Here is a 23,272-nt window from a genome sequence, read left to right as displayed (position 1 = left end):
CTCGCCCGTCCGGGTGAGCCGCGGTGACGACGACGACGCCCGTCGCCCAGGCACCTGTGCCCGCGCGAAGCGTCTCGATATCGACCGACGGTGGTACCGGCGCATCCACTGCCTCGAATACTGACATGTCACCGATCTCAAAGTGAGATCGACTGCGGCGCGACGCCGCGGCCCGTCAGCGCTGCCGCGCCACAGCGGGCAGCGAAGGCGACCGCGTCGTGGACTTCGAGCCCCGATCCGAGCGCAAACGTGAGCCCGGCCATGAACGAGTCGCCACAGCCGTAAGCGTCCACTCGCGGCCCTGGGACGGGGGCCGCGACGAAAGGCCCCCCGGGCTGCATCCAGCCGCCGAGAGCACCCGACGTGGTGACGACGAGCGTTGGTTCCGGGTCGAGATCGCCCGCGTGGTAGCGCTCTGCGTCGTCCTCCCCGCTGCCGATCAGCGCATCGAGTTGGACGGCGCCACGGCGGAGGTTCTCGACCTCGCGCGTTGTCGCCGTGAGAACCGGCGCCCGGCGCGCAGCAACCAGTGCGTCGACGTCACCGGCGATGAACAGCACGGCGTCCATATCCGCGATGTCGCCCCAGGGAAGGTTTTCGTCGTGGCCCCGCGGTCGTAGCTTCGACCCGACGGTCGTGATCGTGCGCTCCCCGATCTCGTCGATCTGCGTGAAGGCCCAGCGTTGCGGCCGGGGATCAACGCTCGCGTGGACGCGAACGCCCCGCTCCTCGAGCTCCGCGCGTGATCGGCGCCCGATCTCGTCGTCGCCGAGCGCCGTGAAGAAGTGCGCCTCGTCCGCGAGCAGCGCGAGCTGAATCGCAGCCACGGCACCACCACCGCCCGCCTGCTCCCAGTCCTCGGTCGAATGCGCGATCTCTCCCGACGCGGGCGCACGCTCAACCCGGGCGAACCGGATCCATTCGACATGACCGACGACAGCGACCTTCATCGTCCAAGTCTCACAGATCGATCTCACACACCGCGCCATCTCCGCGTTTCACGTGATGATGAGCATCGTGGCAATCCCGCCGTTCGAGATCTTCTACGCCGAGCACAACTCCGAGGTCCTCGGTCTGCTCCGCCGCAAAGTCGGTCGCGATCGGGCCGATGACGCGTTCCAGGAGACGTTCCTGCGCGCCTTGCGGGCCTACGACCGACTCGAGCACGGCGAGCACCTGCGGGCCTGGGTGCTGACGATCGCCTCGCGCGTTGCGATCGACGTCCACCGCCGCACGAAGCCGACGAGCGAGGTGCCGGAGATCCCGCACGAGGACACGCGCCCCGCCTACGAGGATCTCGGCGAGCTCACCGACGGCTTGCCTGCGAAGGAACGAGCCGCCGTGGTGCTCCGCTACGGCTACGACCTCACCTACGACCAGATCGCCGCAGCGCTCGGCTCGAGCCCCGACGCGGCCCGCCAGGCGACCTCATCCGGAGTTCGCCGTCTCAGAAAGGAGGCACGACCATGACCGTTCCCACCGATCTCGACATCCGCTTCCGCGAGGCGGCAACACGCAGTGGGATGCTCGACGCCGGGTACGACCTCGTCGACAGCCCGATCGGGCCGCTCCTCGTCGCAGCGAGCGGCCGGGGGCTGCTGCGGATCTCTTTCGACGCAGATATCGAGCAGCACCTCGAGTGGCTCTCCCGGGTTGCCGGCCGCAACGTCCTCCGCGCGCCACGTCAGATAGACGGGGCACGGCGTGAGCTCGACGAGTACTTCGAGGGCCGCCGCCACGCATTCGACCTTGCCGTCGATCTCCGAGAGGTAACGCCGTTCACCGCGCGCGTGTTGCACGAGCTCGCCCGTATCCCGTTCGGCGAGACCGCCACCTACGCCGAGCTCGCGATGCGGGCTGGGAGTCCAAAGGCTGCACGCGCGGTCGGGATGACGATGAACCGCAACCGCATTCCGATCGTCCTCCCCTGCCACCGAGTGATCGGCGCGAACGGCAGCCTCGTAGGCTATGCGGGAGGGCTCGACCGCAAGGTGGCGCTGCTCACGCTCGAGGGCGTCTTGCTCTGACGCTGACCGCGGAGGAACGTGGCCGCGAGGGCGGAGGCCAGGAAAGCGAGCCCGGCAACGCAGAGAACGATCGCGTGGAATGTGTCGACGCCTGCCCCACGCTCGACACCACTCGCTGAGGGATCGAACGGCGTGTCGCCACTGCCGCCCTGATCGATGAACCACCAGCCGGCGAGCGCACCGATCGCTGCTACGGAGAGGATCCCACCGACGCGTGCGACCGTCTGGTTGAGCCCTGCCGCGACGCCAGCGAGATCCTCGGGCGCCGCAGCGAGTGCCGCGGCAGTGACCGGAGCGACCACGGCGGGCAGCCCGATCGCGACGAGACAGATACTTGCGCCGCCCCACGTCCATGCGTCCGGACGACTCGAGACCTGGAGCAGCAACAACACTGCGACACCGATCGTTGCCGCACCCACCGCGATCGGGACCCGCGGACCGTTGCGGTCGGCGTAGCGACCGAAGCGCGGAGCGAGCAGGACCAACCCGAGGCTCGGCGGCACAAACACAAGCCCGGCGAGGGTCGGCGAAAACCCGAGAAACTGGAGATAGACGGGGAGAAAGAGCAGGTGTGCGCCGAGCGCCGCGTACATCACGAGCGTGACGAGGTTGGCCGCCGCAAGGCCTGGCATCCGCAGGAGCGAGGGCGGAATCACGGGAGCGCCTACACGCAGAGTCCAGACGATCAGGCCAATCGACGCAGCGATGCCCACGACGAAAAACGGTGCCACGGCCGCAAGCCCCCGTGCCGGCAGCTCGACGAGCGCGTAGGTGATGCCGACGAGCGCAACGGCGACGAGCGATGAGCCGACGAGATCGAGCGTCGAGCGGCCTGTCGCCTTCTCCTCCTCCCCTCGTCCGGCAACGGCGAGCACGACTGTGACGACGGCCAGCGGAACGTTGATCAGGAAGACGAACCGCCATGAGACGGTCTGGACGATCACGCCACCGAGCAGAGGCCCACCGACGGTGGCGAGGCTCGTGAGCGCCGTCCAGAGGCCGATCGCGCGGCCGGCCTGCCCCGCCCAGGTGACACGAAGGAGCGCGAGGCTCGTCGTCGTGAGGACGGCGCCGCCGACCCCCTGCAATGCGCGGCCGCCGATCAGCACGCCCTCGCTCGGCGCGAGCGCGGTGAGCAGCGAAGCGACTGCAAAGAGGACAACGCCGACGATGAACGTGTGCCGAAGCCCCACGCGATCCCCGATCGCCCCGCCGACGAGGTAGAAGGCCGAAAGGGACAGCGCATAGGCGAGATAGACCCATTGCTGGCCAGAGAGCCCGAGCCCGATGTCGTCGTCCATCGCGGGGAGCGCCACGATCACGACCGTCGTGTCCAGGAAAGCGAGCGCGGAGCCGAGCGCCGTCGCGAACAGGGTCAAGATCCGCACGCGGTGCGCGGCGTCAGTCGGATGGCTTGCCTCCATCCGCTCACGCTAGCGACGCGCGATCGGGCGATGTTGCCCGACGAAGCAGCGAGCGCAATACTGTGAGATTCGGCATCAAGGTATGAAAGGTGGTCGCATGGCGTTCGAGGAACTCACGAGCCGGCACGCAGTGATGTGGGGCTCCGCTCCGTTCGAGAACATCGCGCATCTGATCGAGGGCATGCACGTGGCGCTCGTGGAGCGGCTTGCGCCGGTGGCCGGCGAGCGATGGCTCGACCTGGGCTGTGGCGTGGGCGATGTCGCCTTCCATGCTGCTCGCGCCGGTGCCACGGTCACCGGATCCGATCTTTCGCCGACCCTGGTCGAGACGGCCAGGCACCGGGCAGCGGAGTACGGTCTCGAGCTCACCCTCGAAGTTGCCGACTGCCAGAACCTCCCCTACCCGGACGCGTCCTTCGACGTCGTCTCCTCCTCCGTCGGCGTGATCTTCGCGCCGGACCACGCGCGGGTCGCGATCGAGCTCGCCCGCGTCTGCCGCCCCGGAGGCCGCGTCGGGCTTACCGCCTGGCGCAAGGAGAGCGGCGTCGGCGCGATGTTCGGCGCCATGGCGCCGTTCATGCCCACACCGCCGCCCGGAGCTGGATCGCCACTCCAGTGGGGCGACGAGACGTATGTCGAATCGTCGCTCGGGGGAGCTTTCGACCTCACGTTCGAGGAGCTCGAAATTCCGCAGACAGGCGAGGACGGTACCGGGATGTGGACGTTCTTCCGAGACAACTTCGGCCCGTCGTACACGCTCTGGCACTCCCTCGACACCGAGCGTCGCGCCGAGCTGGACACGACGATGGAGGCGTTCTTCGAGAGCTACCGCTCGGGCGACGTGATCAGCGTCGAGCGCCGCTATATCGTCGCGACCGGGGTGCGGAAATAGAGCCGGCTACTCCAGCAGGCGATACCCCCTTCCCCATACGTTGATCACGTAGGGCAGCTCCGCCCCCGCTGCGCAGAGCTTGCGACGCAGCCGTGAGGCGTGCGAGTCGACGGTGCGCGTCACGAGACGGCCGCCGTATCCCCAGACATCGCGGAGCAACTCCTCCTTCGTGAACACACGATGTGGATCGCGCGCGAGCCCGACGGCAAGGTCGAATTCACGGGCTGCGAGCGAGACCGGGACGCCACGCACTCGCACCTGCCGCGCCCGCCGATCGACGACCAGCTCACCGACCTCGAGCACATCGGCCTGTCCCGCGGCAGCGCGCCGCAGCAGCGCATGAATACGCGCCACGAGCTCGGGGTACAGATCGCGTTCCGCGACGTCGTCGGCACCCCACTCGAAGGCCCGGATGCGCTCGACAGGGTCGGCACCCGGGGCTGTGAGCACGATCACGGGGACGTTTCTGTCCCAGCGCCGGCCTGGTTCGCCTTCGCGGAGGCGGGCGCACAGCTCCATCTCACCCGTGAGGACGATGTCCGGCCGCGAGCGCTCGGCGATATCGAGCGCCTGCGCACTCCACCCCGCCTCGACGACGTCGAACCCGTCCGAGCTCAGGTTGCGTTCGAGATATCCCGGTCGGGCGGGATCAGGGTCTGCGAGAAGGAGGGCGGCACGCATCCCTCCACGGTAGGGTGATCGATCGTCCACCGCCAGATGTCCTTTCGGACGAATGTGTGACGATCGCTCCCCAGCGGTCCGAGGCGGCTAGCTGAGCTCACGAAGCAGCGCGTTGGTCCACACCTGCACGGTCTTCGCGCGACGGTCGTAGCGATGCACCCCACCCTCGAGTGCGAACCCGATGCCGCCGTGCACCTGCTGTACGTGCGCCGTCACCTCGCGACACGCGCTCCCTGCCCAGGCGAGCGAGTCACGGGGGAAACCGGTCTCGGGATCGGCGGCCGACCACGCCGAGAGCAGGAGACCGTCGCGGGCCATGGCTGCGTCTGCGAGGTGGGCCTGCACCGCCGGCAGCGCGGCAAGCGGCGCCCCGAACTGCTCCCGCGACCTCGCGTGCTCGACTGCCTTCTCGAGGGCACCGTCGGCAAGGCCCGCCAGGTACGCAAGCGTGACGGCACCCCAGGCACGAAGCCGCGTCGGATCGGAGGGCACGCTCGGCGCTGAAGCAACCCCGCGTAGCGTGCCCGTGCCGTCGAGCGTAGGCTCGCGATCACCGCCCTCTGCCCGCCCGTCGCCGTGCCGCACTCGACCGTCGATCGCGAGCGGGACGCCAAGCGTCGCCTCGTCGATGAGACACAGGGGCGCACACGCCCGACCGAGCTCGACCCCACCCGCCACGGCAGGCCCGAGGAGATCGGGGTCGCTCCAGAGCTCACCCCAGCCGATCGCCGCGAGTCGTGCACCGAGCGCGTCGTCGCGATCGTCCTGCCACTCCCCGAACACCGGCTCGACGGGGGCCTCCCAGCCCGCCAGGGCGCCCCGCACGGACTCCGCGAAAAGCTCGAGCTCCGGCTCGATCGTGAACCTCACGCCCCGACCTCACGGAGGACGACCTCGGTGTCGGCGCCGAGCGTCGGAGCCGGACGGATCGCCGGCGGCGCCATCCCTCCGACCCTGAAGACGCCGCCGAGCATTGTCACACGTCCGAGCCCGGGCTGCTCGACGTCCTGCACGAGACCGTTCGCACGCGCCTGGACGTCAGCGTGCACCGACTCACGCGCGAGAACCGGGCCGGCCGGAACTCCGGCCGCCGCAAGCCGAGCGATCCACGACCCCACCGAATCCGCCGCCATGGCTACCTCTATCGCCGTCGTCACGCGCTGCTTCTCCTCCAGGGCGTCCGGGTCGTCGGGAACGAGGTCGGGCGCCGCGATCGTCGCGTCCTCGTGGCCGAACAGCGCGAGAAATGCCTGCCGTTGTGGCACGTTGAGGCAGGCGACCGCAAGGAATCCGTCGGTCGCCTCGTAGCAGCGGTAGTAGGGGTTCATCGCGAGGCCACCTGCGATCTCGTCGGCGCGGGCGGCGAGATCCGAGCGCGTCGCAGCCTTCGCGGGCCCGTCGGCCTCGCCGTCGAGCCAGACGAGATCCTGAATCTGAACGGCGAGTGCAGCCCCGAGTAACGAGACCTCGACGAGCTGCCCTTCTCCCGTCGTCCGGGCCCGGACGAGCGCTGCGGTGACTCCGGTGGCAAGCAGATGGCCCGCGGTGAGATCCGCCATGGGGATCCCGCCCGCCCTTACGGGCACGCGGTCGCCTTGGGAGGCGTGCGAGGTCAGGAGGCCTGAGTGGCCCTGGGCGACGAGGTCGTACGCGGGCGCGCCCGCGAGCGGGCCTTCGGAACCGAACGACGTCACGACACCGACGACGAGCGCCGGGTGGCGTCTGTGAAGATCCTCCCACCCGAGGCCGAACGCCTGCGCGCGCGCTGCGGGCGCGTTGTGAATGACCACATCCGCGGTGGCGACGAGCTTTGCGAGCGCGGCCCGCCCCTCCTCCGTCTTCAGGTCGAGAACGACGGATCGCTTGCCGCGGTTGAGCGGGACGAAGAAGCGGCCGAATCCATCCGCCACGGGCATCACCCGCCGGTAGGCGTCCCCACCGGGGGGCTCGACCTTGATCACCTCGGCCCCGAGCTCAGCGAGGAGCGACCCCGCCAGTGGGCCGGCGACATACTGCGCCAGGTCGACGACGCGAACACCCGCGAGCGGCAAGCTCATCGCAGCCCCAGTCCTCGTCGCGCGATGACGAGCTGCTGCACCTCGGCCGTGCCACCCGCGATCGTCGATCCGACCGACGCGCGATAGAGCGCGGCCGCGCGTCCCTGTACCGCCGCATCCGGCGAAGCGTCACCGAGCCCCTCGAGGCCAAGCAGGTCGACGGCCGCATCCCCGATTGCCTGTGCGAGTCGCGCACCCGACAGCTTGGCCATCGCCGATGTTGCGCTCCCCGGAAGGCCGCGGTCGAGCGTGTCGGCAGCGCGGAACGAAAGCAGCCGCGACGCGTGTAGCTCGCCCCGCAGCCGGGCGAGCTTGTCCGACGCGGGACGATCGAGCCGATCCGTCTCGCGCAGCCGTTCCTCGACGGCGTCGAGCACCCAGGCGAATCCGCCGAGCTTCTCCGCCGTTACGCGCTCGTAGTCGAGCGTGTGCATCAGGATGTCCCAGCCCCCGTTTACCTCGCCGACCAGGTTCTCAGCCGGGATCTCGACGCCGTCGAGGAACGTCTCGCAGAGATGGCCGCCACCGAGCGTCGCGAACGTCCGCACTTCGATCCCGGGCGTGTCGACGGGGCAGACGAGAACCGAGATCCCGCGGTGCTTTGCATCGGCGTCCGTGCGCACCGCGAGGTAGATCCAGTCGGCGAGCTGCGCGCTCGATGTCCAGATCTTGTGGCCGCTCACGACGTAGGTGTCGCCGCGCAGGTCCGCCCGTGTCGTCAGGGAGCCGAGATCGCTTCCGGAGCCCGGCTCCGAGAAGCCCTGGCAGAACACGAGCTCACCGCGCGCGATCGGCGGCAGAAGCTGCTCTACGAGCTCGGGCGAGCCAAAGCGCTCGATTGCCGCGCCGATCGTCTTGTACGAGAGGAGGTACGACGAGAGCGGCAGCCAGTGGTAGCCGAAGACCTCCTCGACCAGCGTGGCCGTCAGCCGTGAGAGCCCCCGGCCACCGAGGTCGACAGGCCACGACATCCCGATCCATCCCGCCTCGCCGAGGGCCCGGTTGACGGCAACCGAGTCACCGTCCGAGAGCATCCCCTGCCGCCACCACCCCGGTTCGCTCTCGAGGAGCGGCCGCAGGCCCGCACAGAAGGCGGCAGCGTCTGCCCGAAGGGCGCTCTGCTCGGCTGTCGGGCGCAGGTGCAAGGTTAGTGCGCTCTTCGGGGAGTACGGCACAACTCGGCCGGCTGCAAACGCTTCGCATTCCCCGGACAGCGCACGCAGCGACCCTACCTGGGATGATCCCGGGCATGGAGCACCGACACATCTTCATCACTGTCGCAGACGGCACGCGCCTCGCTGCCCAGCTGTGGCTGCCGGATGTGCAGCCGGCCCCGGTTGCGCTCGAGGCGCTGCCGTACCGGATGGACGACCTGACGTCGTCGTACGTCGGCGAGTACGAGCGGCTGTGCCAGGAGGGCGGGCTCGTGGTCTGCCGTCTGGACATTCGCGGCACGGGCTCGTCGAGCGGCATCGCGACGGACGAGTACACCGCAGCGGAGCTCGATGACATCTGCCAGGTGATCGCCTGGCTCGCAGAGCAGGACTGGTCGAACGGCCGCGTCGGCATGTACGGCACGTCGTGGTCCGGGTTCAACTCGCTCCAGGTCGCCTGCCTGCGCCCCCCTGCGCTCCACGCGATCGCCCCGATCTACGCGTCCGACGATCGCTATCTGGACGACGTCCACTACATGGGTGGCGCCGTCAAAGCGCTCGACCTGATCGACTGGCCGCTCTACATGGTGGCGTGCAATGCACTTCCACCCGTGCCTCAGGTGTTCGGCGAGGGCTGGCGCGAGGAATGGGCCAAGCGGATCGACGGCGTCGAGCCGTGGCTGCTGCGTTGGTTCGAGGAGCAGACCGACGGCCCCTACTGGCGCCACGGCTCGGTGCGGCCCGACTACGCAAGGATCAGGTGCGCGACGATGATCGTCGCCGGCTGGGCCGACGGGTACACGAACATTGCGCTGCGTGGGTTCGAGGCGCTGCGCTGCCCGAAGCGGGTGATTCTCGGCCCCTGGGGCCACCAGTCCACGGCAACCGCGCGGCCCGGCCCGCACATCGACCTCGTTCCCGAGCTGATCCGCTGGTTCCGTCGCTGGCTCGCGGATGAGGAGAACGGCGTCGATGCCGAACCGCCGATCGCGGTGTTCGCCCGCCGCTCCACCCGTCCCGCACCCGATCTCGCGCTCGTCAACGGCGAATGGCGGAGCGAGTCGACCTGGCCGGCCGAGCGACTGATGGAGCACGTCCTCAAGCCCGAGGGAGAGGGTCTCGAGACGATTCACGTGCGCGGCGACGTCGGCCGCGCCGCCTGGATCTCCTGCGCCGGGAGCGGCCCGTGGGGCCTTCCGTCCGACCAGCGCTTCGACGACGCGCTCTCGCTCACCTACGACTGGGATCTCTCGGAGGCCGATCTCGACGTGATGGGACACCCACGTGTGAAGCTCACGGTCACCTCGCCCGTGCCGGTCGCTTACCTCTCGGTACGTCTGTGTGACGTCTTCCCGGACGGCGTCTCGGCGCTCGCGGGGCGCGCGATTCTCAACCTCACCCACCGCAACGGCCACACGGTGCCGGTTGCCCTCGAACCGGGCGTTCCAACGCCCGTCGAGATCGAGCTCGAGGCGACGTCGTGGATCTTCGAGGAGGGCCATAGGGTACGGCTCGCGCTCTCCGGCGCGGACTGGCCGAACACCTGGCCGCCACCGAGCGGCGCCCCGCTCCAGGTCGAGCGGGGAAGCGTGGAGCTGGTTCTGCCCGTTCTCTCGGGGCCGCCACCGCTCCCCGCCCCGACCCTCCCACCGACGACGGGCAAGGACACGCACGCCCCCTCGAAGGAGGTCGAGCAGCCGCCGACCGTGTGGGTGATCGAGGAGGATCAGCTCGCACACGAGACGCGCGCGGTCACGAGCTACGGCTCGATCTACGAGGCGCCATTCGGAGCGCGCTGCGAGGAAGGGTACGAGGGAACCGTCGGCGTCTCGCTCGATGATCCGGCCCACGCGTGGGCTCGAGCGAAGACGGTGTACCGCATCACGTGGCCCGAGGCAGACGTGCGCACGGAGGCACGGCTCGACATGCACTCGGACGCCGAGGCGTACCACGTCGTGATCGACCTGGTCGTCGAGGAGGTCACACCGGTGCCGGGCGTGGAGCCGTTCCGCCGCGAGCAGCGCTTCGAGCGCAGCTTTCCCCGTCATCTGGCCTGAGTTTTTCTGCCGGCTTCGCCTGATCCCGAAGGGCCGCCCGCGGGCCGGGAGTGAAGGAGCGCTTCGAGGGCCAGTGGCCAGCTTTGGACGCTTCAGCCTGTCGCCGGGCTCACCCTCGGCTCCCAGGTGACGTCCGAGAGCCGAGCAAGCGCGAGCAACAGCGCCTGCGTCCCCTTCCGCCCTCCGCCCTGAGCGCGGAGCGCGAGATACAGCTCGTGTGCAAGCGCGAGGCCCGGGAGCGCGAGGTTCATTCGCCGCGCCTCACCGAGCGCGATCTCCATGTCCTTGATGAAGTGCTCGACGAAGAATCCCGGCTCGAAGTCGCCCTTCAGCATCCGCGGCGCGTAGTTCGTGAGCGACCAGGACCCCGCAGCGCCACCGGAGACCGCCTCGAGCACTGTCTCGAGATCGAGCCCGGCCCTGTACGCGTACAGCAGCGCCTCGCAGACGCCGATCATCAGGGTCGCGATCAGGACCTGGTTGACCATCTTCGCATGCTGGCCCGCTCCCGCGTCGCCCTGCCGGACGATCGTCTTGCCCATGATCTCGAACAGCGGCCTGACCCGCTCGATCGCCGGGGCGTCACCGCCGATCATGATCGAGAGCGTCGCGTTGCGGGCACCGACATCCCCGCCGGAGACCGGCGCGTCGATCGACTCGAGCCCGCGCGCGAGGGCCGCGACACTGATCTCCTGCGCCAGCGTCGGCTCGCTCGTCGTCATGTCGACGAGAATCGACCCTGCCCGCGCGCCCACGAGCGTGCCGCGCTCGCCGAGGACGACCTCGCGAACGTCGGACGGAAAGCCGACCATGGTGAAGACGACGTTCGCGCGGGCGGCAACCTCTGCCGGCGTATCGACCCACACGGCCCCGCGCGCAACGAGGTCGTCGGCACGCGACTTCGTGCGCGAGTAGACGGTGACCGGATGGCCGGCATCGAGCAGGTGCCCGCACATCGACTTCCCCATGACTCCGCACCCGATCCACCCGATCGGCTCCTGCGACGTACCGCTCACGCGTTGCTCCCTTGGTCGAAATCGGACTCCTCGCGACACCGTATCGCTACCGCGCGCGACCCGGCTGACGTGCAGAGGCGGCTAGAGAAGAAGGCAGGCTGCCCGGTGCCCCGCCGCCACGCGATCCAACACGCGCAGCTCGGGATCCGTCTCCTTGCATCGCTCCTCGGCCACCGGGCAGCGCGGGTGGAAGCGGCAGCCCGGTGGCACCCGCACGGGGTTCGGCGTCTCGCCCGTGAGGATCTGCGGGAAAGACTCCTCGTCGGGATCGCGGCGCGGCACGACGGAGATCAGCGCCTTCGTGTACGGATGCTGCGGATTGCGCACGACATCGCGCGCCGGCCCCTCTTCGACGATTCGGCCCAGGTACATCACCGCGATCCGGTCCGCGAAATGGGCGGCCGTCGAGAGATCGTGCGTGATCATGAGGACGCCCATGCCTTCTCTACGGAGTCCGTCGAGGAGCGCGAGGATCCCCGCTCGCACGGACACGTCGAGCATCGACACCGGCTCGTCCGCGATCAGGAGCTTCGGCTCGAGCACGAGCGCCGCCGCGATCGCGACGCGCTGACGCTGGCCACCTGACAGCTCGTGGGGATAGCGGTCGATGAATAGCTCGGGCGGGGTCAAGCCCGCGCGCTCCATCGCCTCGTGCACTTTCGCCTCCCTGTCTTCCTTGCGGGGGACGAGCGAGTGCACCCGAATCGGCTCCTCGATCGTGTCCCGCACCGTGAACCGCGGGTCGAGCGACTCGTACGGGTCCTGGTAGATGATCTGGATCTCCCGGCGCAGCGGCCTCAGCGCGCCAGGGCTCAGCTCTCCGATCTCTACGCCGTTGAAGCGGATCGAGCCGCCCTGGTTCTCGACCATCCGGATCACCGTCTGTGCGGTCGTCGTCTTGCCGCAACCCGACTCGCCGACAAGCGCCACCATCTCGCCGGCGGCGACCGAGAAGGTCACGCCGTCGACCGCCTTCACCGTCAGCTGGGGCCGGCGCATCATCGCTCCGAGCAGACCGCGCGGCACCGGGTAGTGGCTGATCAGGTCGTCGACCTCGAGCAGCGACCCGTCCGCCACGGACACCTTCGCCTCCGCTATCTCGGCCGCCTCTCTCACGACGCAAGCTCCGTCAGCGACGGATCATTGAGATGGCAGCGCGCCTCGTGGCCCGCCACCGGCTCGCTTCGACCGGGACGAACCGTCGAGCACGGCTCGAACGCCGAATCGCAGCGGGGCCGGAACGCGCAACCAACGATCTCGCGATCGAGGCGCGGGGGTGCGCCTGGAATCGAGATCACCTCGTCGTCTCCGAGGAGATCGGGGGTCGCGGAGAACAGCATCCGGGAATAGGGGTGGCGAGGGTCGTGGTAGATGTCGGACATCCCACCCATCTCGACGATCTCTCCCGCGTACATCACGGCAGCGCGATCGCACACCTGAGCGACGACGGGAAGATCGTGAGTGACGAGGATCACCGTCAACCCGAGCTCCTCGCCGAGCGTCTTGCTCAGGCCGACGAGCAACTCGAGGATCTGGGCCTGCACCATCACGTCGAGCGCCGTCGTCGGCTCATCGGCGAGCAGTACCTTCGGAGAGCACGCGAGCGCCATCGCGATCGCCGCCCGCTGACGCATGCCGCCGGAGAACTCGTGCGGGTAGCGGTCGGCCCGGTCGCCGGCGATACCGACGAGCTCGAGCAGCTCCGCAACCCGTGAGCGCGCGCTCCTCCCCGTCGCCATGCCATGGAGCACCATCGGCTCAGCGATCTGGGCGCCGACGGTCTTGACGGGGTTGAAGGCGTTCATCGCGCCCTGGAAGACCATCGAGATGTCGCTCCAGCGGTGCGGGCTGATCGTCTCCTCGCCGCCGTAGAGGATGTCCTGCCCGTCGAGGAACACCTTCCCCGACACGGATGCCGTCGCGGGAAGCAGCCCCATCATGGCGAGGATCGTCGTCGTCTTCCCGCAGCCGGACTCACCGACGAGCCCCATCCGCTCGCCCGAGCGCAGCTCGAACGTCACCCCCTGGACGGCGTGTAGCTCGCTGCCGCCAGGCAAGTCGAACCACACGTTCAGATCCTCGACCCTGACCACGGGAGGGCGCGTGCTCACTTCGCCGCCTCCGAACCTGCGCCCGGACGAACGCGGAACCGCTTCACCGAGAGATGCCCGACGCGCAGGCGCGGGTTGAGGCCGTCCTCGACCGACTGCCCGATCATCGTGCAGGCGAGAATCACGATCGTCACGCAGACGCCGGGAGGCACGATCGCCCACCACGCGTTGTTGATCGTTGCCTCGCCCTCGAACGCGTTCTCGATCAGCCTCCCCCACGAGATCGTGCTCGGGTCACCGAGGCCAAGGAAGGTGATGAACGTCTCGGCGAAGATCGCAAGCGCGATCATCAGCACGGTGTTCGCGATCAGGAGCGGCGCCACCTGGGGCAGCACGTGCTTGAAGATGAGCCTCCGGTTGCCTGCGCCGAGCGCCTGCGCCCGCTTCACGTACACCCGCTCGCGAACACTCTTCACCTGGGCCCGGATCAGACGTGCCGTGCTCGTCCAGTAGATGACCCCGATGATGAGCACGATGTTCGTCAAGCTACGACCGAAGAGGGCGGCGACGATGATCATCAGCGGGATGTCCGGGATCACGAGCATGTAGTCCGTGAATCGCATCAGCACGGTGTCCGTCTTCCCGCCGAAGTATCCGGAGAGGACGCCGACGGTGCCGCCGATCAGGATCGCCACGAGTGCCGCCACGAAACCCACGCCGAGCGAGACACGGCTTCCGGCGATCAACAGCGACAGCATGTCCCCGCCGCCGTCGTCGGTGCCGAGCCAGAACTCGCTACTCGGCGGCGCGTAGACAGGCCCGACCTTCTCCGTTGGATCGTACGGTTCGAGCCACGGGGCGAAGATCGCAACAAGGACGAAGAACGTAAGGATGAAGAGGCCGATCATCGCCGGCCTGTTACCGAGCAGCGTCGTCCGCAGGAAGCCGGGTCGGCTCGTCTTCAGGATTCCCTGCGCGAGGCCGTCCTCGTCGGCCGCCTGAACCGGCTCGATCAGGCTCATGCCGTCACCCGCGGATCGAATGTGAAATACAGGAGGTCAGCGAGGAGATTGAAGAAGATCACGGACAGGGTGAGCAGGAGGAAGATCGCCTGGAGAAGTGGGAAGTCGCGTTTGTCGATCGCCTCGACGGTCAACAACCCGAGGCCCGGATAGGAGAAGACGTACTCGACGGTGATCGAGCCGCCGATGATGAAGCCGAGCGAGAGCGCGACGAGCGTGATGATCGGCAACATCGCGTTGCGCAGCCCATGGCTTCTCACGATCGCCCAGTTCTTCAGCCCCTTCGCGCGCGCCGTCAGAACGTAGTCCTCTCCCAGCGTCTCGAGCATCGCCGAGCGCACAATCAGCGCGTAATCACCGTAGAGGACGAGCCCGAGCGTCAGTGCGGGCAGGATCATGTGCTTCATCCGGTCGACGAAGAGCTCCCACATCGAGGCGTCGGTGAAGAGCCCGAGCGTGGGCGTCTTGATCCCGGACGACGGTAACCCGACGGCGCTCGCGACGAAGAAGATCAGCATCAGACCAAGCCATTGCGTCGGCATCGAATAGAAGCTGAGCGCGGTATACAGCCCCCCCTTGTCGACAGCCGTCCCCCGTCGCCACGCGGAGATCACCCCCACGAGCGTGCCGAAGACGATCGCGAACAAGGTGCCGAGCGCGATCATCGGCAGCGAGTTCTTGATCGGCTCGACGAGCTCTCCCCTGACGGGCTTCTCCGACGGAACGGAGTTGCCGAGATCGAATCGAGCGAGATCCGCGACATAGAGCTTGTACTGCTCCCACTTCGACTTGTCGAGGCCGAGCTCGCGACGCTGTGCCTCCTTGAACGCTGCGCTGCACTGCCGACAGCGCAGCGCGGAGACGGCGTCGCCCGAGAGGGCGCGGAAGAGGACGAAGTTGAGAGTGATCGCGATGAACACGGTCAGAAGCGCGAACGCAACGCGCTTCACCACGTAATCGGCCCCTCTCACCTCAGTTCTCTCCCGCTCCTCTCGGCGTGTTCATCTCAGGATTGGCGCGGTGATGTGTAGTAGACCTTGGAGTAGCCACCAAGCTTCGACTGGAAGCCTGTCCACTTCTTGGAGGTCGCATCGATGGCCACGTGGTTCGTGAGCTGCGTGTAGTAGAAGTTGTCGTAGATGACCTTCTGCGCGGCCCACACGACGGCCTTGCGTGCCTCCGGGTCGACCGTCACGCCCTGCTTCACGTAGAGCTTGTCGTAGGCCGGATTGTTTACCCCGGTGTCGCTCCACGAGCACCATTGCCCCTTCGTCGTGACCGAGAGCATGAAGTCGGGGTCGAGGTAGCCGACCCAGTCCCACATCGCGATGTCCCAGCCCTGGTACTGGTTGCTCTCCGGACCAGAGCAGTCGCCGGTCTCGATGGCGTAGGTCGCGGTTGCGTCTCCACCGACCTTCTGCGTCACCTTGACGCCGAGCTTTGCAAAGCCGTCCTTCACGATGTCGAAGGAACGGTCGATGTTGAAGTCGGCCGAGGTCGGCGTCACGATCTCGTACGACATCTTGTGCTCTGCCTGCGCGTTGGCGCCGGTCGCGGCCGGGACGACCCGGAGGCCATCCGAGCCCCGCTTGAAGCCGAGCTTGTCCAGTGCCGCATTCGCAGCCGAGCAGTCGTACTCGAGCGGTCCCAGGTCCGGGTTCTCGAGCGGCGAGATGTGGCCGACGATGCTCTCGACCTTGCTTGCGTAGCCCGCGAAGACGACGTCGATGATCTGGTCACGATCCACGCACATCGAGAGCGCCTTCTTCACCGCGGGAGAGAGCAGTTCCCGGTTCTTCTTCTTGTCCGGGTTCGAGTTCCACGTGATGTTCGTCGTCTCGGCTCCGGGCCACTCGTTGACGGAGATGCTCTCGGCCTTCTTCAAAACGTCGACGGCCTGGAAGGGCACCTGATCGGCCCAGTCGATCTTGTCTGCCTTGAGATCGGCGATGATCGAGTCGGCGTTCGTGTAGTACGTGAGCGCGACACCCGACGCGTGCGAGGGCGGTCCGTAGAAGTCGGGGTAGGGCTTGAAGGCCGTCGTCCCCTTCTTCTCGTACTGCGTGATCGTGTAGGCACCTCCGCCGATGATGGGCAGATTGAGCTCGGGCTTGTACGTCTTCAGGCCCTTCCCCTTCGCCCCAGCCTTCGGTGCCCAGACGTGCTCGGGGAGGACGAAGAACTGCTCGAGCTGCGGGAGGACATTCCCGACCGGCGACGAGTAGTGGATCACGAGGGTCGTGTCGTCGGTCGCCTCGGCGTCCTTGATGTTGGCGAGTGCCGACGCGGCGACGGCGGTCGCGTCATCCTTGTACTTCACGGTCGTGTTGATCGTCCAGGCAGCGTCAGCAGCGGTCATGGGCTCGCCGTCCGACCACTTCGTATCCGGCCGGAGCTTGAACGTCCAGTCCTTGCCGTCGTCCGAGGTCGTCCACGACTCCGCCCAGTCGCCCTCGAACTCGAACGCGGCGTTGTACTGGATGAGCTGCGGGTAGATCATCATCATCGCCGTGTACGCCTGCGACTCGATGTAGTTGAACGGATTGAGCGAATCGATGTAGTTGGTGGTGCCGATCCGGAGTACGTCACTCGACGAGGCACCCTCGCTCGACGACCCGTCACCCGAGTCGTCGCCACCACCGCACCCGGCGGCAACTGCCAGTGCGGTTGCGACGAGAGCTACCCCCATCACCCTTCGTAGTCTCATCTCATGCTCTCCTCGTGTCGCGGAAACGGGAAGGCGCAGTGAGCGCCGGAGTCGATCGGACTGTCTCGTGAGTCAGTACTATCGCATCCCGCGCGAGGGGATGCACGTCGCCCGCAAGATCGCGCGATCACAGCAGGTACCAGTCGAGGAACCCCTCGAGGCGGCGATAGAAGTCGAGCTGCGGTCCAACACGGAGGAAGCCGTGGCCCTCGGTCGGGTAGGTGACGTACTCGTACGTCTTGCCGAGCCGGGAAAGCTCGGCGACGAGCTCAGTCGACTGCTCGAACGGCACGCGCCGGTCGGTGTGGCCGTGCGCGACGAGGATCGGTGCGGTGACAGCGTCGAGCCTGTGAACCGGCGACGCTGCGATGTAGTCCTCGCGATTCGCGCTCGGATGCCCCATGATCCGCATCTGCATCTGACCTCCCGCACGGTCTGCCTGGGCCCAGGTCGTGAGGGCGTCACAGTCGCCGTACTTGCAGATCGCGCAGCGAAACCGGTGGTCGGGGTCGTCGGTGACCGCGAGGAGCGCCAGGTACGAGCCGTAGCTCGAGCCGAAGATGCCGAGCCGGTCGCCGTCGACCCAGTCGACGGTGCGGAGGTAGTCGGCCGCGGCGAGGCAATCTTTCGTGTCGTCGACCCCCCAGACGCCATGATTGGCCCGCTCGAAATCGCTGCCGTGCCCGGTCGAGCCACGGTAGTTGATTGCGAACCACGCGTACCCCTTGTCGACGAAGTACTGCGCGTGACCGTCCCACTCGCCGCCGTAGCAATCGGCCGGACCTCCGTGCGGGTACACGACCGCGGGAGCCGGATGCTCCGTGGAGGCCGTCGCAGGCCGGTAGAGGAAGGCCTGGATCTCGCGACCGTCGAAGGTCGTGTACGTCAACTCGTGTGCGACGACGTGCGGCGCGCGGCTGATCGAGAGCGGCGCCGGGGAATGGATCGCGACCGGCTCGCCTCCTTCGGAGATGATCCGGAGCTCGGGAGGCTCGGTGGGGCTCTCATAGCTCGCGATGATGCGCCCATCCGCCGTCCAGGCGGGCGCGCCAAAGACGCCGCCCGCCGCGATGTCCGTGACGATGCCGTCTGCGACGGCCACGGTGACGAGGTCGAAGCGGCCCGCCCGTCCGCGGGTGGCCACGAGCCGGGTACCGTCAGGATGCCAGCGTGCTTCGACGAAGTCGGCTTCGGCGGTGGTCAGCTGACGCGCCTCGCTGCCGTCGACGGCGAAGAGGTGCAGCTCGAACCAGCCGCTCGACTCCGAGGCCACCGCCAACGTCGTCCCGTTCGGCGACCAGTCGAGAACGTAGTCGCGGATTCCCGGCGCCCCGGTCAGCGCACGCACCTTGCCGTCGACGACATCGGCGACGCGCACCTCAGAGCGGCTGTAGTCGCTGTGCGGAACGAAGGAGTAGGCGACGGTCGAGCCGTCGGGTGAGACGATGGCCCCCTGCTCGTCCCCGTGCGTTTCGAGGTCGACGTGCTTGCGGGCGAGCCGCTGTGGCCACGCCTCGGCGACGGTGACGACGGCGAGGCGATCGCAGCGGTCGCGCTCGATCGAGACGACGAGCCGGTCGCTCCCGATCCAGGCCGGGCTCCCGGCCTCGACGACCTTACGGGGCGGCCCTCCGGACGTGGGTACGACGTAGACCCAGCCGTCGTCGGCGTAGGCGACCTGCGTCCCGTCGCGCGAGAAAACGGGCTGTGTGTCCTCCCAGTACGGCTGGGGATCGCGGCCGGTCGTGAGCCTGAGTGGCGGGCCCCCGTCGATGTCCAGCAACCACAGGTCCGAGGTGTCGCGATCCTGGATGAAGACGACGGAGCTGCCGTCAGCCGAGACCGCGGGTGATCGCGGCCGCTCGGTCGCAACGACCGCCTCGAGGCGCCAGCTCGGCGTAGGCCTCAGATCGACGCGGGCTGGACGGGGAATCCCGCCGTGCTCGTCCTTCCCGATCCACACCGGCAACGGCTCAGGCATCCATTCCCTCCAGAGTTGCGAGAACGAGCTCTCCGATCGAGGCGAGATCGTAGCCGCCCTCCTGAACGACGACGCACGGCAGCCCGGAGTTGACGACGACACGCCCCGCCTCCCGGTATCCGTCCATCGTCACCTGCAACGGGCTTTCGGGATCGCCGCCCGCAGCATCGACTCCGAGCGCCAGAACGAGCGCCTCTGCGCCGTTGCTCCGCGCCGCCTGCACGATCTCTTCGACACCACGCACCCAGTCGGCATCGCCGGCGCCTGGTGGCAGCGGCACGTTACGGTTGGCACCCGCCACCGCATCGGCTCCGGTCTCGCTCGCCGTGCCGAGGTAGTGGGGAAACCAACCCGTCTCGGGATCGACGTGAACCGACCCGGTGAAGACGTCAGCCCGCTCCCAGAAGATCGACTGGGTCCCGTTCCCGTGGTGCGCGTCGATGTCGACGATCCCCACCCGCGCGGCCCCGAGTTCCCGGAGCCGCTCGGCTGCGATCGCCGCGTTGTTCAGATAGCAGGAGCCACCGTAGGCGGTGCGCGTCACGTGATGACCGGGCGGACGGCAGCAGGCATAGACGGTGCTCCGTCCGCCGGAGACGAGGTCGGCGGCCGTGAGCGCGGCATCCGCAGCTCCTCGCGCCGCCTCCCAGGTGCCCGGCCCGATCAGCGTCATCGTGTCGAAGCAGAAGGCGCCCGGTCGCGCCCAGGTCGCCGCTGGCACGAGTGGGGCGAGCGGGCCTAGCAGGCCCGGGTGAGGGAAGATGTAGGGGACGACGCGATCCTGGCCTGGATCCTCCGGCAGCCCAGCTCGCTCCCACTCCTGCCACGCCGAGGCGAGGAAGGAGAGCAGCGCAGAGTCATGGACTGCCTCGATCGCCGCGTCGTCGTGGCGAATGGCCGGTACAACGTCGGCCCCTGCCGCGACGAGAGCGTCACGAATCGCCTCCACCCGCGGAGCGGTCTCCGCCGCAGGTGTCCTGATGCCGACCCAGATCTCGGCGTCCGGGTCGTGCAAGCGGTGGTCGTCCGACCAGACCACGGGGATCGAGAGGGCCATGGCGGCGACCCTATAGTCTCGCTGCCATGGAAGCGAAGACGCTGCGACAGCACGGCTTGCGAATCGGCCATCTCGAGCCTGGCGCCGCGAATGCGATTACGGATGTCGCGGGTGTCCTCGTTGGCCATGTCACGGTCGTGCGCGACGAGCCGCCGATCCCCGAGGGTCGCGGCATCGCCCGTACCGGGGTAACCGCGATCGTCCCAGGCATCGGATCGACGTTTCGCAACCGCGTTCCGGCCGGCGCAACGGCCCTCAATGGCGCCGGCGAGCTGACCGGCTTCCTCCAGATCTCGGAATGGGGCCTGATCGAAACGCCGATCTACCTCACCTCGACGATGGCGGTGGGTCGCGTCTTCGACGGCGCGGTGGCGGCCGCCTGCGCGGCAGACGCGGGCGTCGGCGTCGACGACGTCGTCATTCCCGTTGTCGGCGAATGCGACGATAGTTGGCTGAACGACGCGCGCACCGTGCAGGTGGAGGCAGCCGATGCCGGGCGAGCTGTTGCCGGCGCCCTCGGGGGAACGATCGCCGAGGGCTGTGTCGGTGCGGGTACGGGAATGACCGCCTTCAGCTGGAAGGGAGGCATCGGCTCATCGAGCCGCGTCGTGCCGGAGGTCGACGCGACCGTCGGCGTGCTCGTGCTTGCCAACTTCGGTTCGGCTCGGGATCTGCGGATCGACGGCGTGCCGATGTATCCCGCCGTCGGCGACGGTCTCGAACTCCGCCCACCCGCCGGGAGCTGCATCGCGGTCGTCGCGACCGACGCACCGCTCGGGGCCGCGCAGCTCGAGCGCCTCGCCCGGCGAGCAGGTCTCGGGCTCGCGCGAACCGGCTCGGTTGCACATCACGCAAGCGGCGAGATCTTCGTCGCATTCTCCACAGCTGTGAGCGCTCGCGACGACTCCCCTCCGACCCGTGCGACGCGCTCAGCGGTGCCCGACGGCCACCTTGATGCCCTCTTCTCGGCCGTTGTCGAGACAACGGAGGAGTCCGTCCTGAACGCACTCTGGGCCGCAACGGACACGACCGGCCGCGAGGGGCGCGTCGTGCGCGCTCTCCCCCACGAGCCCGTGCTCGAGCTGCTGCGCCGGCACGACAGGCTTCAGGCGTCCGGTCGGGCCCCCTGACCGGGCGACGTTACAACCGTCCGGACCGCGCGATGCCCCAGACGAGCCAGACCGCGAACCCGGCCGAAAGCATGAATCCCACGAACGAGAACAGGTGGAGCCCGACAACGTGAGGGCCGTCCTTCGCGAGCACGCCGACGATCGACGATCCGACGAGCCCACCGAGGACGATCAGCGCAACGGCGATGCGGTTGACGGCGTGGTCGATGCGATAGCTGAGATCGTCGAAGCCGGGGTTTCGGATCTGGATCTCGAGGTTCCCCTGGCGCGTCTTCTCCATCACGTCGCGCACTTGGTAGGGAAGCTCCCGGGCGACACCCGCGAGCTCGCGGATCTCGGTCTGCGCGCGCAACGACACCCGGCGCGGTGAGAACCGCTCGGCGATCAGCTGGCGCGCGTAGGGCTTCGCCACCTCGAAGACGTTGAAGTCCGGGTACAGCTCGACGCCCACCGCCCCGAGCGTTGCGATCGCCTTGTCCAGCGTCACGAACCGGCTCGGAAGGCGCAGGTTGAGCGCGTAGATGAGATCGAGGCCTTCCCGGATCACCTCGAGTGGGTCTATGTCGGAGACGCTCGATCCGTAGTAGCGGTAGAACAGGTCCTCGATCGCATCCTTGAGCTCGGGTTCGCGCTCCTTCGGGTACCGCAGGCCGAGCTCGGCGAGCCGCCGTGGCAAGGCGTCGACGTTCTCGGTCGCCGCATCGATGAAGAGACGCGTCAGGTTCGTCATGTCCTCGTCGGTCAGCCTCCCGGCGAGCCCGAAGTCGACGAGGCCGATCCGGCCGTCATCGAGGAGAAGGATGTTGGCCGGGTGCGGATCGCCGTGGAAGAAGCCGTGGCGGAAGATCATCGTCATCCACGCTTCGGTCATCCGATACGCGAGCTCACGACGCTCGTCGATCGACCGTGCCTCGAGATCCAGGTCGGCGAACTGCTCTCCTGCGAGGTACTCGAGCGTCAGGACACGCGCGGACGAGTAGCGCCAGATCACCTTTGGCACCGCAACGTCGGGCGAGTCACCGAAGTTGCGTCGGAAGGTCTCGGCGTTGCGGGCCTCGTGGTTGTAGTCCAGCTCCTGGCGAATCGCGCGCGCGAACTCGTCGACGAGAGCTTCCGCGTCGACGAAGTCGAGAGCGTGGACGCGCTCGCGGACGACCTTCGCCGCGGATCGCATGAGCTGGAGATCGGACTCCACCTGACGCGGAGCCTCGGGGCGCTGCACCTTGACCGCGACCTCGTCACCCGTCGGCAACGTGGCCCTGTGGACCTGCCCGATCGATGCTGCGGCGAGCGGCGTCTCGTCAAAGCTCAGGAAGGCCTGCTCGATCGTCAGCCCGATCTCCTCCTCGACGACCCGGCGAACCTCGGCGAACGGGATCGGCGTGACGTCGTCCTGGAGCCGTCGCAGCTCGACAACGACGTCCGGCGGCATCACGTCCGGGCGCGTCGAGAGCAGCTGCCCGAACTTGACGAACGTCGGACCGAGCTCGTCGAGCATCTCCCGCAGCCGCCGGCCTCGGTCTGCCGGCTGCGCGGTGTCGTTGCTCCGGCGCCGGTCGATGAGGTAGCCGAAGCCGTGTCGGGTTGCGACCCGCCCGATCTCCGACAGTCGGCCGATCCTCCGCTGTGGGCGCGCGGTCTCCATCGTCACAGTGTCGCGGGAATGATCGGGCTTGGCTAGGTTGCGGGCTTCTCGAGCAATCGGACACGATGTTCGAGCTGGGCGACGCGCAGCGCAAGATCGTCCGCCTCGTCGCGACGAACGACACCGAGCCGGTCGAATGCCCTGTCGGCCGCGCCCGACGGAAGCGACCCGATCTTCTCGGCCTCCGCGCGCCAGCTCGCGACGGTGTCACGAACGGCGCCACGCATTTCATCCCGCTCGATTCCGACGCGGCGCGCGAGATCGTCGGCGAGCGCATCCGACGCCTCGACGGTCAGGGACGCCCAGCCGAGCGCCGCGAGAGCCAGCTGCTCGAGGGAGTGCGGCGCTGCCGTGCCGTTCTCGTCCATGCC

General features: G+C 68.1%; 21 protein-coding genes. 5 read left to right on the top strand and 16 right to left on the bottom strand.

All coding sequences use genetic code 11. The features are described from left to right. Nucleotides 1-137: 137 nt before the first annotated feature. A complete protein-coding gene (locus tag ABIR74_RS10635) occupies nt 138-950 on the bottom strand; it encodes a PfkB family carbohydrate kinase (RefSeq protein ID WP_348177874.1) in 813 nt (270 codons plus the stop codon). Between the two features lie 67 nt (nt 951-1,017). Here ABIR74_RS10635 and ABIR74_RS10630 point away from each other — a divergent pair, with 67 nt between their 5' ends. Both ABIR74_RS10630 and ABIR74_RS10625 read left to right on the top strand, forming a co-directional pair. Then, entirely contained in the window at nt 1,018-1,470 is a 453-nt protein-coding gene (locus ABIR74_RS10630; RefSeq protein ID WP_348177872.1) for a sigma-70 family RNA polymerase sigma factor, read from the top strand. Next, a complete protein-coding gene (locus ABIR74_RS10625; RefSeq protein ID WP_348177870.1) occupies nt 1,467-2,027 on the top strand; it encodes a methylated-DNA--[protein]-cysteine S-methyltransferase in 561 nt (186 codons plus the stop codon). Before ABIR74_RS10630 ends, ABIR74_RS10625 begins: the two co-directional genes overlap by 4 nt. Here ABIR74_RS10625 and ABIR74_RS10620 read toward each other — a convergent pair. Beyond that, the gene (locus ABIR74_RS10620; RefSeq protein WP_348177867.1) at nt 1,967-3,451 is read right to left on the bottom strand and encodes an MFS transporter; all 1,485 of its coding nucleotides are present in this window, start codon (nt 3,449-3,451) and stop codon (nt 1,967-1,969) included. The two genes, ABIR74_RS10625 and ABIR74_RS10620, sit on opposite strands and share 61 nt — an antisense overlap. A 97-nt stretch (nt 3,452-3,548) precedes the next feature. Here ABIR74_RS10620 and ABIR74_RS10615 point away from each other — a divergent pair, with 97 nt between their 5' ends. After that, entirely contained in the window at nt 3,549-4,343 is a 795-nt protein-coding gene (locus tag ABIR74_RS10615; protein WP_348177864.1) for a class I SAM-dependent methyltransferase, read from the top strand. A gap of 6 nt (nt 4,344-4,349) precedes the next feature. On the opposite strand, the gene ABIR74_RS10610 is transcribed toward ABIR74_RS10615, so the two are convergent. The 4 genes from ABIR74_RS10610 to ABIR74_RS10595 form a co-directional block, all read right to left on the bottom strand. Continuing rightward, the gene (locus ABIR74_RS10610) at nt 4,350-5,024 is read right to left on the bottom strand and encodes a response regulator transcription factor (protein ID WP_348177862.1); all 675 of its coding nucleotides are present in this window, start codon (nt 5,022-5,024) and stop codon (nt 4,350-4,352) included. Between the two features lie 87 nt (nt 5,025-5,111). After that, nucleotides 5,112-5,894, bottom strand: coding sequence for an acyl-CoA dehydrogenase family protein (locus ABIR74_RS10605; protein WP_348177860.1), 783 nt, complete (start codon nt 5,892-5,894; stop codon nt 5,112-5,114). Beyond that, a complete protein-coding gene (locus tag ABIR74_RS10600; RefSeq protein ID WP_348177858.1) occupies nt 5,891-7,081 on the bottom strand; it encodes a CoA transferase in 1,191 nt (396 codons plus the stop codon). Before ABIR74_RS10600 ends, ABIR74_RS10605 begins: the two co-directional genes overlap by 4 nt. Continuing rightward, nucleotides 7,078-8,226 (bottom strand): acyl-CoA dehydrogenase family protein, encoded by a 1,149-nt coding sequence (locus ABIR74_RS10595; RefSeq protein WP_348177856.1) that lies wholly within the window; start codon nt 8,224-8,226, stop codon nt 7,078-7,080. The genes ABIR74_RS10600 and ABIR74_RS10595 overlap by 4 nt, the downstream gene beginning before the upstream one ends. A gap of 104 nt (nt 8,227-8,330) precedes the next feature. On the opposite strand from ABIR74_RS10595, the gene ABIR74_RS10590 reads away from it, so the two are divergent. Then, complete coding sequence (locus ABIR74_RS10590) at nt 8,331-10,292, top strand: CocE/NonD family hydrolase (RefSeq protein WP_348177854.1); 1,962 nt, start codon at nt 8,331-8,333, stop codon at nt 10,290-10,292. A gap of 92 nt (nt 10,293-10,384) precedes the next feature. Here ABIR74_RS10590 and ABIR74_RS10585 read toward each other — a convergent pair whose 3' ends face one another. The 8 genes from ABIR74_RS10585 to ABIR74_RS10550 all read right to left on the bottom strand — a co-directional run bounded on the left by ABIR74_RS10585 (nt 10,385) and on the right by ABIR74_RS10550 (nt 20,126). After that, the gene (locus ABIR74_RS10585) at nt 10,385-11,308 is read right to left on the bottom strand and encodes an NAD(P)-dependent oxidoreductase (RefSeq protein ID WP_348177852.1); all 924 of its coding nucleotides are present in this window, start codon (nt 11,306-11,308) and stop codon (nt 10,385-10,387) included. Nucleotides 11,309-11,389: 81 nt separating this feature from the next. After that, entirely contained in the window at nt 11,390-12,424 is a 1,035-nt protein-coding gene (locus ABIR74_RS10580; protein WP_348177850.1) for an ABC transporter ATP-binding protein, read from the bottom strand. Continuing rightward, the gene (locus ABIR74_RS10575) at nt 12,421-13,419 is read right to left on the bottom strand and encodes an ABC transporter ATP-binding protein (protein WP_348177848.1); all 999 of its coding nucleotides are present in this window, start codon (nt 13,417-13,419) and stop codon (nt 12,421-12,423) included. Before ABIR74_RS10575 ends, ABIR74_RS10580 begins: the two co-directional genes overlap by 4 nt. Continuing rightward, complete coding sequence (locus tag ABIR74_RS10570; protein ID WP_348177846.1) at nt 13,416-14,381, bottom strand: ABC transporter permease; 966 nt, start codon at nt 14,379-14,381, stop codon at nt 13,416-13,418. Before ABIR74_RS10570 ends, ABIR74_RS10575 begins: the two co-directional genes overlap by 4 nt. Beyond that, a complete protein-coding gene (locus ABIR74_RS10565) occupies nt 14,378-15,331 on the bottom strand; it encodes an ABC transporter permease (protein WP_348177843.1) in 954 nt (317 codons plus the stop codon). The genes ABIR74_RS10570 and ABIR74_RS10565 overlap by 4 nt, the downstream gene beginning before the upstream one ends. A gap of 56 nt (nt 15,332-15,387) precedes the next feature. Beyond that, nucleotides 15,388-17,088, bottom strand: a complete 1,701-nt coding sequence (locus ABIR74_RS10560) for an ABC transporter substrate-binding protein (protein ID WP_348177840.1) — start codon at nt 17,086-17,088, stop codon at nt 15,388-15,390. Between the two features lie 127 nt (nt 17,089-17,215). After that, nucleotides 17,216-19,069 carry a S9 family peptidase gene (locus tag ABIR74_RS10555; protein WP_348177838.1) on the bottom strand — a complete coding sequence of 618 codons (1,854 nt, stop codon included), beginning with the start codon at nt 19,067-19,069 and terminating at the stop codon, nt 17,216-17,218. Then, nucleotides 19,062-20,126 carry a histone deacetylase family protein gene (locus ABIR74_RS10550; RefSeq protein ID WP_348177836.1) on the bottom strand — a complete coding sequence of 355 codons (1,065 nt, stop codon included), beginning with the start codon at nt 20,124-20,126 and terminating at the stop codon, nt 19,062-19,064. The genes ABIR74_RS10555 and ABIR74_RS10550 overlap by 8 nt, the downstream gene beginning before the upstream one ends. A gap of 26 nt (nt 20,127-20,152) precedes the next feature. Between ABIR74_RS10550 and ABIR74_RS10545 the strand changes: the two genes are divergently transcribed. Continuing rightward, nucleotides 20,153-21,256: a P1 family peptidase gene (locus ABIR74_RS10545; RefSeq protein ID WP_348177833.1), complete on the top strand. Its 1,104-nt coding sequence runs from the start codon at nt 20,153-20,155 to the stop codon at nt 21,254-21,256. Between the two features lie 10 nt (nt 21,257-21,266). Here ABIR74_RS10545 and ABIR74_RS10540 read toward each other — a convergent pair whose 3' ends face one another. Then, a complete protein-coding gene (locus ABIR74_RS10540) occupies nt 21,267-22,901 on the bottom strand; it encodes an AarF/ABC1/UbiB kinase family protein (RefSeq protein WP_348177831.1) in 1,635 nt (544 codons plus the stop codon). Nucleotides 22,902-22,933: 32 nt separating this feature from the next. Beyond that, nucleotides 22,934-23,269, bottom strand: a complete 336-nt coding sequence (locus ABIR74_RS10535; RefSeq protein ID WP_348177828.1) for a hypothetical protein — start codon at nt 23,267-23,269, stop codon at nt 22,934-22,936. Between the last annotated feature and the right edge of the window lie 3 nt (nt 23,270-23,272).

Origin of the sequence: Gaiella sp. (assembly GCF_039915195.1) — a bacterium.
Classification (GTDB): Bacteria; Actinomycetota; Thermoleophilia; order Gaiellales; family Gaiellaceae; genus Gaiella.
This window is presented reverse-complemented; position numbering and strand designations above follow the sequence as displayed.

Bases quoted from the DNA above. Each gene is read 5' to 3' on its own strand.
- ABIR74_RS10635 (WP_348177874.1), bottom strand. From the start codon at position 950: ATGAAGGTCGCTGTCGTCGGTCATGTCGAATGGATCCGGTTCGCCCGG.
- ABIR74_RS10625 (WP_348177870.1), top strand. From the start codon at position 1,467: ATGACCGTTCCCACCGATCTCGACATCCGCTTCCGCGAGGCGGCAACA.
- ABIR74_RS10620 (WP_348177867.1), bottom strand. From the start codon at position 3,451: ATGGAGGCAAGCCATCCGACTGACGCCGCGCACCGCGTGCGGATCTTG.
- ABIR74_RS10615 (WP_348177864.1), top strand. From the start codon at position 3,549: ATGGCGTTCGAGGAACTCACGAGCCGGCACGCAGTGATGTGGGGCTCC.
- ABIR74_RS10610 (WP_348177862.1), bottom strand. From the start codon at position 5,024: ATGCGTGCCGCCCTCCTTCTCGCAGACCCTGATCCCGCCCGACCGGGA.
- ABIR74_RS10600 (WP_348177858.1), bottom strand. From the start codon at position 7,081: ATGAGCTTGCCGCTCGCGGGTGTTCGCGTCGTCGACCTGGCGCAGTAT.
- ABIR74_RS10590 (WP_348177854.1), top strand. From the start codon at position 8,331: ATGGAGCACCGACACATCTTCATCACTGTCGCAGACGGCACGCGCCTC.
- ABIR74_RS10570 (WP_348177846.1), bottom strand. From the start codon at position 14,381: ATGAGCCTGATCGAGCCGGTTCAGGCGGCCGACGAGGACGGCCTCGCG.
- ABIR74_RS10560 (WP_348177840.1), bottom strand. From the start codon at position 17,088: ATGAGACTACGAAGGGTGATGGGGGTAGCTCTCGTCGCAACCGCACTG.
- ABIR74_RS10555 (WP_348177838.1), bottom strand. From the start codon at position 19,069: ATGCCTGAGCCGTTGCCGGTGTGGATCGGGAAGGACGAGCACGGCGGG.
- ABIR74_RS10550 (WP_348177836.1), bottom strand. From the start codon at position 20,126: ATGGCCCTCTCGATCCCCGTGGTCTGGTCGGACGACCACCGCTTGCAC.
- ABIR74_RS10545 (WP_348177833.1), top strand. From the start codon at position 20,153: ATGGAAGCGAAGACGCTGCGACAGCACGGCTTGCGAATCGGCCATCTC.
- ABIR74_RS10540 (WP_348177831.1), bottom strand. From the start codon at position 22,901: ATGGAGACCGCGCGCCCACAGCGGAGGATCGGCCGACTGTCGGAGATC.
- ABIR74_RS10535 (WP_348177828.1), bottom strand. From the start codon at position 23,269: ATGGACGAGAACGGCACGGCAGCGCCGCACTCCCTCGAGCAGCTGGCT.